9 protein-coding genes are annotated in these 9887 nt (G+C 69.9%); 3 read left to right on the top strand and 6 right to left on the bottom strand.

The window, feature by feature from the left end:
• Window positions 1–30: 30 nt before the first annotated feature.
• Window positions 31–456: a hypothetical protein gene (locus D7Y13_RS31895; protein ID WP_208734509.1), complete on the bottom strand. Its 426-nt coding sequence runs from the start codon at window positions 454–456 to the stop codon at window positions 31–33.
• 114 nt (window positions 457–570) lie between these two features.
• Here D7Y13_RS31895 and D7Y13_RS31900 point away from each other — a divergent pair, with 114 nt between their 5' ends.
• A complete protein-coding gene (locus tag D7Y13_RS31900) occupies window positions 571–1173 on the top strand; it encodes a cytochrome c oxidase assembly factor Coa1 family protein (protein ID WP_120537447.1) in 603 nt (200 codons plus the stop codon).
• A 107-nt stretch (window positions 1174–1280) separates the two neighbouring features.
• Here D7Y13_RS31900 and D7Y13_RS31905 read toward each other — a convergent pair whose 3' ends face one another.
• From D7Y13_RS31905 to D7Y13_RS31915, 3 genes are all read right to left on the bottom strand, one after another.
• Window positions 1281–2246, bottom strand: a complete 966-nt coding sequence (locus D7Y13_RS31905; RefSeq protein ID WP_120537446.1) for an electron transfer flavoprotein subunit alpha/FixB family protein — start codon at window positions 2244–2246, stop codon at window positions 1281–1283.
• A 42-nt stretch (window positions 2247–2288) separates the two neighbouring features.
• Window positions 2289–3086 carry an electron transfer flavoprotein subunit beta/FixA family protein gene (locus D7Y13_RS31910; RefSeq protein WP_120537445.1) on the bottom strand — a complete coding sequence of 266 codons (798 nt, stop codon included), beginning with the start codon at window positions 3084–3086 and terminating at the stop codon, window positions 2289–2291.
• A gap of 161 nt (window positions 3087–3247) precedes the next feature.
• On the bottom strand, window positions 3248–4384 hold the full coding sequence (locus D7Y13_RS31915; RefSeq protein ID WP_120585678.1) for an acyl-CoA dehydrogenase family protein: 1137 nt from the start codon (window positions 4382–4384) through the stop codon (window positions 3248–3250).
• A gap of 218 nt (window positions 4385–4602) precedes the next feature.
• On the opposite strand from D7Y13_RS31915, the gene D7Y13_RS31920 reads away from it, so the two are divergent.
• Entirely contained in the window at window positions 4603–6576 is a 1974-nt protein-coding gene (locus D7Y13_RS31920) for a hypothetical protein (protein ID WP_147444508.1), read from the top strand.
• A gap of 99 nt (window positions 6577–6675) precedes the next feature.
• Here D7Y13_RS31920 and fsa read toward each other — a convergent pair whose 3' ends face one another.
• On the bottom strand, window positions 6676–7329 hold the full coding sequence (gene fsa, locus D7Y13_RS31925; RefSeq protein ID WP_120585676.1) for a fructose-6-phosphate aldolase: 654 nt from the start codon (window positions 7327–7329) through the stop codon (window positions 6676–6678).
• 155 nt (window positions 7330–7484) lie between these two features.
• Here fsa and D7Y13_RS31930 point away from each other — a divergent pair, with 155 nt between their 5' ends.
• A complete protein-coding gene (locus D7Y13_RS31930) occupies window positions 7485–8573 on the top strand; it encodes a KpsF/GutQ family sugar-phosphate isomerase (RefSeq protein WP_120585675.1) in 1089 nt (362 codons plus the stop codon).
• Between the two features lie 19 nt (window positions 8574–8592).
• On the opposite strand, the gene D7Y13_RS31935 is transcribed toward D7Y13_RS31930, so the two are convergent.
• A partial coding sequence (locus D7Y13_RS31935; protein WP_244222399.1) for a tetratricopeptide repeat protein occupies window positions 8593–9887 on the bottom strand: 1295 nt, incomplete at its 5' end.

The raw sequence follows: 9887 nt of genomic DNA on the forward strand, positions 1-9887 counted from the left end.
TCTTCGACATGGCCTGAGCCTGGCGTGAGGTCAGGGGCGGGCCCCGGCGCGGAGCCGGGGCCGCCGCTGGCTAGAAGCTGCGCAGGTTGAACGTGAAGCCGGTGCTCGCGGTGCGGCCGGCCGGGGCAGCCGCAGCACCATCCGCCCGCGCTTGAGCGCGATGACCCGTCCCACCAGCTCGCCTCCCGGCGCATGGGGCCCGCCCAGGAGCGGCTCCGTCACCCAGGGCTGCGTGGAGAGCACCACCTGGGCGGCCAGCCGGGGCCCGTTGCGCACCAGGGCCACGTCCCCGCGCGCCAGCCGCTCCGGGCCGCATCTGAGCAGGCGGACGGCGTCCCCGCTGCGCAGGAGCGGATAGAGGCTCCGCCCCATGCCGCGCACCCACAGCCGGTGGCCGAAGGGCAGCGCCGCAAGCAGGTCCGCGAGCTCGGCCGTCGAGACGCCACCAGAGGGCATGGCGGACACTCTGTCATGAAGGCGCCGTGGGGACAGGTTCCGCGACACATCCCCCACCCCGGCTTCGTCCGGAACCAGCTATGACACGGCCCGACGCCAAGGCCAGGAGGGCCCATGCCGACGATGCCCGAGGGTGACTACGCGCCCGTGCCCCGCCAGGGGTGGTGGAACCGGAACTGGAAGTGGGCCGTGCCGGTGGGCTGCCTGGGCCTGATGGGCTCCTGCCTGTGCTTCGTCGCCATCGCCATCGGCTACGGCTACACGTCCTTCCGGGACATGGGCGCGTACACGGACGCGCTCGCCCAGGCGCAGGACGACCCGCAGGTGCAGAAGGCCCTGGGCTCCCCCTTCAAGCCGGGCTTCCCCAGCAACACCCAGGTGAGCACCACCAACGGCCGCACCCACGCGTCCTTCGTCGTCCCGCTGGATGGCCCGAAGGCGGACGGCACCCTGCACGCCGTGGCCGACAAGGACGGCGAGTCGTGGACCTTCCGCACCCTCTACGTGGAGCTCGCGGGTGGCGGCCGCGTGGACCTGCTGGATACGGAGGCGCCCGACGACGCTCGGGACGCGCTGCCCGAAGACCTGGACCCCCATGAGCCAGAAGCTCCGGAGCCTCCGGAGGCCCCGGAGGACGACGTGGAGCCCCGGGCCCCCGCAGCCCCGCTCCCGCCGCCGGACAAGCAGCCCGGCCGCGACAGCGACATCGACCTGTAGGGCGCACGAAGGACCCGCGGAACGCACGAAGGGCGCGCTGACCGGGGATGTCCTCCCGGCCCGACGCGCCCTTCGCTTGCTTCACCGTCCGCTTCGGAAGCGGCGGCCTACTTCAGCTTCTGGATGCCTTCGCGCAGCGCGGGCAGGACCTTGAAGAGGTCCTCCACGAGGCCGTAGTCGGCCACCTGGAAGATGGGCGCCTCCGGGTCCTTGTTGATGGCGACGATGGTCTTGGAGCTCTTCATGCCGGCCAGATGCTGGATGGCGCCGCTGATGCCCGCGGCGATGTACAGCTTGGGCGCGACGACCTTGCCCGTCTGCCCGACCTGGTAGTCGTTGGGCACCCAGCCCGCGTCGCACACCGCGCGGGACGCGCCCACCGCGGCGCCCAGCAGGTCCGCCAGCGCTTCGATTTCCTTGAAGTCGCCCTTGGTGCCGCGACCGCCGGACACCACCACGCTCGCCTCGGTCAGCTCCGGGCGCGCGCTCTTCACCTCGTTGAAGCTGACGAACTTCGTCTTGCTGGCCTCCAGCTTCGGCTGGAAGGACTTCACCTCCGCGGCGCCCTGGCCCGTGGCGGCGGCCGGGAACTCCGTGGCGCGGATGCTGACGACCTGCACCGGCGTGGTCAGCTTCACTTCAGCGAACACGTTGCCGGCCCACATGGGGCGCGTGAAGGTGATGTCCGCGCCACCGCCGTTGATGGCGGTGATGTCGGTGGCCATGGCGGCCTTCAGCCGGGCGGCGACGCGCGGCAGCAGGTCCTTGCCCTGCGCCGTGGAGGCCGCGCCGATGAAGGTGGCCTTCAGCTCCTGCGCGAGCGAAGCGATGACGGGGGCGTAGACCTCCGCCAGGTAGTGCTCCAGCTCCGGGGCGGCGGCCGTGTGGATGGCCTTGGCGCCCGTGCCGGTCAGCTCCCCGGCGACCTTCGAGGGGTCCTTGGACAAGAGGACCAGGTGCAGCTCTCCGCCCGACTTCTCCGCGAGCTGCTTGCCCGCGGCGATGGCGTTGAGGGAAGCCTTGCGCAGGTTCCCGTCCGGCTGCTGTTCGGCGACGATGAGGACGATGGACATGTGTCTGTCTCCGGAATCTTCAGGGATGGATGGGATGCGCGGTCAGACGACCTTCGCCTCGTTGTGCAGCTTCTCCACCAGGGCCGCCACGTCCGGCACCTTGATGCCCGCCTTGCGCGCCGGGGGAGCGGCCAGCTTCAGCACCTGGATCTTCGGCGCCACGTCCACGCCCAGCCCGGCCGGCGTCAGCTCCTCGATGGGCTTGCTCTTCGCCTTCATGATGCCCGGCAGGCTCGCGTAGCGCGGCTGGTTCAGGCGCAGGTCCGTGGTCACGATGGCCGGCAGCTGCACCTCCAGCGTGGCGAGCCCGTTGTCCACTTCGCGCACCACCTGCACGCTCTTCTTGTCCGCGGACAGCACCACCGCGGGCTGCTTGTTCTTCTCCTCGGCGCTCTCCAGCGACTCCACCTTGGAGGCGAACGTGGCCTGGCCCCAGCCCAGGAACTCGGCCAGGTACTGGCCCACCTGGTTCTGGTCATCGTCGATGGACTGCTTGCCCAACAGGACGATGTCCGGCTTCTCCTTCTCCGCGACCTTCTGGAGCAGGCCCGCGATGCCCAGCTGATCCAGCGGGCCCGTGTGGTTCACCCACACGGCGCGGTTGGCGCCCATGGCCAGCGCGTGGCGCAGCTGCTCCTGCACCTCCTTGCCGCCGATGGAGACCACCACCACCTCGCCGGTGTGCTTCGCCGCGAGGCGCAGGCCCTCTTCCACGCCGATTTCGTCGAAGGGGTTGATCTTGTACTTCAGCCCCTCCTTCACGATGTCCGAGCCGTCCGGCTTCACCTTGATCTTCGACTCAGGGTCTTCCACGCGCTTGGCGGTGACGAGAATCTTCACGGCGGGCTTCTCCTCTGTGGGGAGTGCTTGAAAAGGGATCGGCTGCTTGAGGCACCGGGACGCGGCTTCAGGTTGACGCGCCGCGCATCAGGGCCGGAGTAATAGACATCCGTACAGCGCGGCGGCAACTTGAAAGCCCCACCGCGCGCAGTTTTGCTTTTCTACCTGAACAGTTCCTTCGCGATGACCAGCCGCTGCACCTGGCTCGTCCCCTCGTAGACCTGGATGAGCTTGGCGTCGCGCATCAGCTTCTCCACCGGATAGTCCTTCATGTAGCCATAGCCGCCGTAGACCTGGACGGCGTCGGTGGCGACCTTCATGGCCATGTCGGCAGCGAAGCACTTCGCATAGCTGGACTGCAGGGTGTTGCGCTGTCCTTCATCCAGCACCCAGGCGCTCTCCCAGGTGAGCAGGCGCGAGGCGTGGGTGTTCATGGCCATGTCGGCCAGCATGAACTGCACGCCCTGGTGCTCGCGGATGGGCTTGCCGAACGTCTGGCGCTGAGCCGAGTACTCCAGCGAGTACTCCAGCGCCGCGCGGGCGATGCCCACCGACAGGCTGGCGGTGAGCGGGCGGCTGTTGTCCAGCGTGGCCATGGCCACCTTGAAGCCCTCGCCCTCCTCACCGATGCGGTTGGCCACCGGGACGCGGACCTCGTCGAAGTTGACGGTGACGGTGTTGCTGGCCCGCTGGCCCATCTTGTTCTCGTGCTTGCCGGTGGTGACGCCCTGGGGCCGGCCCTCCACGACGAAGCAGGTGATGCCCTTGTGCTTCTTGCCCTTGTCCAGCGTGGCGAACACGGTGAACTGATCCGCGTAGCCGCCGTTGGTGATGAAGCACTTGGTGCCGTTGAGGACGTACTCGTCACCCTCGCGGCGCGCGGTGGTGCTCATGGCCGCCACGTCGGAGCCGGCGCTGGGCTCCGTGAGGCAGAAGGAGCTGAACTTCAGCTTCTGCCCGAACCCGGAGAGCAGCCGCTTCTTCTGGTCCTCCGTGCCGTGCAGGATGATGGGCAGGTTGGCCAGGTCGTTGGCGATGATGGACGTGGCCACGCCCGCGCAGCCCCACGCCAGCTCCTCGCAGACGATGACCTGCTCCAGGTGCGACAGGCCCCCTCCGCCGTACTCGGACGGGATGGCCATGTTGAGCAGGCCCAGTTCGAAGGCCGTGGACAAGAGGTCGCGGGGAAACTCGGAGGTCTCGTCGTAGTGGGCGGCCTTGGGGCGCACCACTTCGCGGGCGTACTTGCGAGCGGCATCCTGCAACGCGCGCTGGGACTCGGTGAGCTGGAATTCCATGGGGCGGATCCTCGGGTTGATTCAAATATCAACGCGTCTTCCTGCCATACCGCTCCCGTCGCCGGACCGCCAGTCCCGAGGCGTGAATAAAGCGACAGGTTCCCCGTCCGCTGGGGGTCCCCAAGGAAGCCCGGCGGCCCCCGTCCGTCCCGCTGCCAGTTTGTGCAGCAGGGGACCTTTCCACTAAAAGGACGTTTCCCTGGAGGGGAGTTTCCCACATGCACAAATCATTGAAACTTGCCGGCACGCTCGTGCTGGTGCTCGGTCTGACGGCCTGCGGGGGCGGCGACGACCCCGAGCCCCAAGAGGCGGAGCTCCGCATCTCACCGAACCCGGCCACCATCACCGACGATGGACAGACGAGCACCCTGTCCATCACCGCGACCGACAAGGACGGCAACCCTGGCAAGGGGTCGCTCTCCCTGGACACGGCGGCGGGCCTGGTCGACACCGAGACCGCCACGGGCGGCTCCAAGTCCAAGACGTTCACCCTGGTCGACGGCAAGGCGACCGCGACGTTCCGCTGTGAGAAGTCGCGCGACGTGGGCTGCACCGGCACCGTGACCCTCTCCGGCACCTGGGACGGCATCACCAAGACGGCCCGCGTCACCGTCAATCCCGCTGGCACGCAGACGGACGCGGGCACGGACGGCGGCACCAAGACGGACGCCGGGACGGACGCCGGGACGGACGGCGGCACCAAGACGGACGCCGGGACGCCGGACGCCGGCCCCGTGGCGAGCGACCCCGCGGAGGTGTCGTTCGTGTCCAGCACCAAGGAGAAGCTGGGCATCCTGTCGTCCAACGTCGACACGTCGACGCTGGTCACGTTCAAGGTGGTGGACCTCAACCGCGTGGGCGTTCCCAACACGAAGGTGAACTTCACGGTGACGGGCGCGGGCGGCACCACCCTGCTGCCGACCTCCGCCACGACCAACAGCACGGGCGTGGTCAGCACCACGCTCCAGTCGGGCAATGAAGTGGGCTTCGCCATCGTGCAGGCGTCCGTGGACGGCGCGGCGCTGGCGGCCAACTCCAAGAGCATCTCCATCAGCGGAGCGCGGGCCTCGGACGACAACTTCGTGGTCCAGTGCACGCAGATCAACCTGGCGGCCAACGCGTCGGAGACGCCGCCCCGCTCGGACCTGAACACCACGTGCAGCGCGCAGCTGAGCGACCGGTTCAACAACCCGGTGGTCATCGACCCGAAGGTGAACTGGTACACGGAGGCGGGCAGCGTGGACAAGTCGACGGCGCCCACCACCCAGGCGCCCGGCCTGGTCACCACGAAGTTCTACACCTCCGGTGACTGGCCGCCGAAGGAAGTCAGCCCCCTCGTGGGCGAGCCGGACCACGGCGGCAACAACCCGCGCGACATGCTCGTCACCGTCATCGCCGTCAGCCCCGGCGAGGAGTCCTTCTACGACGGCTCCGGCGCGTCCAACGGCAACAAGAACGGCAAGTGGGATCCGGGCGAGTGGTTCGTGGACCTGCCCGAGCCCTTCGTCGACTCCAACGACAACGGCCTGTACGACTCCGGTGAGAAGTTCATCGACACGGAGCGGTTGAACTGCGCCACCGGCCAGCGCGCCGCGCCGAACGGCGTCTGGGACGGCCCCAACGGCTGCTGGGATGGCGACACGCAGCTGTGGCACTCCACCCACATCGTCTACACGGGCTTCTCCTCCGTGGTGGGCGCGCCCATCGTGACGTTCTCGCCGGACCCGGGCGTGGCGGGCTTCGACATCCCCAAGGGCGGGGAGACGAGCTTCAGCGTGCGCGTGTCGGACCCCTTCGGCAACCAGCTGTCGCCGGACACGGCCAACATCACCGCGGCCGTCACCACGAGCAAGGGCACCGCCACCGTCACGGAGAAGGACGCGACGCTGAACTCGCGCACCTACGGCATGACCATCTCGCACGAGCGCCGTGAGGTGGAGCCCGCCGCCGGACAGCCGGGCTACAAGGACGTGGGCCCCTGCAACATCAACAAGCCCGTCACGGAGACGACGGCCTCCAAGGCCTGGTGCCAGTGGCGCTACACCGTCAGCAGCTTCCGGGACGGCAACAACGCCACCGTGCGCCTCAACGGCTCCACCGCCACCACGGCGGCGTCCTCGGGCCGGGTGAACGTCACCTTCGGCAACACCCGCAGCTCGCTCACCGTCAACCGCAACCTGACCGTGCAGTAGCGGCCAGGACGGACAGCGCATCGAAACAGGACGGCCGCCGTGCTCCTGAAGTGAAGGGAGTCCGGCGGCCGTCGTGCGTCCTGCGGTGGAGTCAGCGGACTACTTGCCCTGCTTGGGGACCTTCTCCCAGTCCGCCAGGAACTTCTTGATGCCGCTGTCGGTGAGCGGGTGGTTCGCCAGCTGGGTGATGACGCTGTAGGGCAGCGTGGCGACATCCGCGCCCAGGCGCGCGGCCTGGAGCACGTGCACGGGGTTGCGCACGCTGGCCACCAGCACCTGCGTGGTGAAGTCGTAGTTCTGGTAGATCTCCAGGATGTGGGCGATGAGCTCCATGCCGTCCTGGGAGATGTCGTCCAGCCGGCCCACGAAGGGCGACACGTACGTGGCCCCCGCCTTGGCGCACAGCAGGGCCTGGTTGGCGGAGAAGCACAGCGTGACGTTGGTGCGGATGCCTTCGGCGGTCAGCGCCTTGACGGCCTTCATGCCCTCCACGCCCATGGGAATCTTCACCACGACGTTGTCGTGGATCTTCGCCAGGGTCTGCCCCTCCTTGATGAGCTCCGGGGCCTCCAGCGAGACGCACTCGGCGCTGATGGGGCCGTCCACGATGGAGCAGATTTCGCGGATGGTCTCCTCCAGCCCGCGGCCGACCTTGGCCAGCAGCGACGGGTTGGTGGTGACGCCGTCCACGCAGCCCATCGCGTGGGCCTTGCGGATTTCCTCGACGTCCGCGCTGTCGATGAAGAACTTCATTCCGTCCCCTCAGTCCTGAAGTAGTGCAGCGGGTGGTGCGGCAGAGCCTCTTCCGGCCGCGGGCGGCCGGGCGAGCAGGCCGTAGCCGATGCCCCCCCATGCGTCAAGGATGGCCACCCGGGCGAAGGCTGGAGTAGAGGTAGCCCCCAAAGCCCATGGCCCGCGCTCCCCGCTCCACCGCCAAGAAGCCCCGCCTGCGCGCCCTTCCCGGCCGCGCGTCCGCCACTTCCGCCGCCGCGTCAGCGCCCGCGCGCACCCGCGCCCGGGATGACGACGCGGAGGCCACGCTCGCGTACGCGAGAGGCGTGCTGGAGGCGGAGGCGCGCGCCATCCTCGGCGTCACCGAACGGCTGGGGGACGCGTTCCTCCACGCGCTGCACCTGGTGCGCGAGTGCACCGGCCAGGTGGTGGTGACGGGCATGGGGAAGGCGGGCCACATCGGCCAGAAGCTGTCCTCCACGCTCGCGTCCACCGGCGTGCGCTCCGTGTTCCTGCACCCCGCGGAGGCCGTGCACGGCGATCTGGGCCGCGTGGGCCAGGGCGACGTCATCCTCGCCCTGTCCAACAGCGGCAGCACGGAGGAACTGCTGCGGCTCTTGCCCCTGTTCAAGCGCATGGGCACGCCCGTCGTCGCGCTCACCGGGGACGCGGAGAGCGCGCTCGCGAAGGGGGCGGATGTGGTGCTGGACATCGGCCGCATCGAAGAGGCGTGCCCCCTGGGGCTTGTCCCCACGGCCTCCACCGCCGCGCTGCACGCGGTGGGTGACGCGCTGGCGATGACGCTCCTGCGCTCGCGGCCCTTCGGACGGGACGACTACGCGCTCCTGCACCCGGGCGGGAAGCTGGGGCGCTCCGTGCTGCGCGTCTTCGAGCTGATGCGCACCGGCCGCGCCAACCCGCTGGTGCTGGACACCGCGCGGCTGTCCCAGGCGGTGGTGGTGATGACCAACACGCCGGGCCGGCCGGGCGCCGCGTGCGTGGTGGACAAGGACGGGATGCTGGAGGGCATCTTCACCGACGGCGATCTGCGCCGGCTGGTGGAGAAGGGGCACCAGGACTTCGAGGTGCCCGTGCGCCAGGTGATGGGCAAGCGCCCGCGCTGCATCACCCCGGAGACGCTGGTGCTCACCGCCGCCGCGCAGATGCGCGAGCTGAAGGTGGATCAGCTCCCCGTGGTGGACGTCGAGGGCCGCGCGGTGGGCCTGCTCGACGTCCAGGACCTGCTGGCCGCGAAGTTCTTCTGACGCGCCAGCGTCCCGGGCCCTACTGCGACAGCTTCGCCTGGAGCGCGGCCTTGTTCGGATAGTTGGGGACGTCCTGGGACAGCTTCTCCCAGAGGGCCTTGGCGCCCTTGGCGTCGCCCTTGGCGAGCAGCGTGTCACCCAGCTTCTCCACCGCGCCCGCGTCGCCCTGCAGCGCCACGCTCCACACGCGCGCGCCCATGGGACGGCCCAGGCCCACCAACGCCCACGCCATGCCCGCCTTCGCGCGCCCGTTCTCCGGCTGGAAGGGCACCACGCGGGTGTAGTTGGCCAGGGCCTCCTGGTAGCGGCCGCGCGCCAGATGCTCCTCGCCCTCGTCCACCAGCTTCGCGAGGCCCGCCTCCAGCTCCGGCGTGCGCTCCGTGTTCTTCACCGCGTCCACCATCTCCGGCGTCAGCGGGCGGGGCGCGTCCGACGGCAGGGCGCCGGCCTGGGCCTGCCCCTGCGACAGGCGCACGCGGCGATCCTCGGCGCGCGTCGCGAGCCACTTCTGGCGGCCGCCGGCCTTCACCGTCTCCTCGATGCGCTCGCTCAGCGCGCGGGCCATGGGCACGCGCGGCGACTGGGGGTGCGCCGCCACCAGCGCGTCGAAGCCCTCGCGCGCGGACTTGAGCGCCGGGAGGTTCTCCCCCTGCGTCTCGAACACCAGCGACGCGTGGCTGAAGAGCGCCTCCGGGTGCCGGGGCTCCACCTCCAGCACGCGAGAATAGGCCTTGAGCGCGGCGACGCTGTCGCCCTGGAAGTACAGCGTGTTGCCGCGCAGCAGCTCCACGTCCAGCACCGGCTCCAGGGAGGCACGCGCGCAGGCGGCGGCGCCCGCGGTGTCACCGGACTTCGCCCGGGCCTCCACGGCCGCGTCCATCGCGTCCAGCGTCTGGCCCGGCGTGAAGCCGCAGCTCGCCTCCGCCAGGGACGGCAGGGGCGTCTTGCCCAGCTTCTTCTTCAGGGCGAGGAACCGCGTCCGAGCGCCGTCCGCCCGGGCCTGCGCCTGGGACAGGTACGACAGCGCCTCCGCGTTGCGGCCGTTCGTGTAGTAGAGCTTGCCCAGCGACGAGGCGATCTCGAAGGTCTTCTCCCGCTCGCGCAGGCCCTCCGTCGAGTCGAGCTGCTTCATCAGCTCCTCGGCCGACGGCGGCAGCTTGTTGGCGTCCGACACCGGCGGGTGGCCCTGCGGCAGCGGCGCGCCGGGCGCCACGGGGGCGCTGGCGGGCATCGTCGGGTGGCCCTCCGGCAGGGCTGCCGCCGGGCCCGGGGCCCCGGTGGTGGGCGACGCCTGGGTGCCGGGCGGGATGGTGG

The sequence above is a fragment of the Corallococcus praedator genome (assembly GCF_003612125.1).
Taxonomy (GTDB): domain Bacteria; phylum Myxococcota; class Myxococcia; order Myxococcales; family Myxococcaceae; genus Corallococcus; species Corallococcus praedator.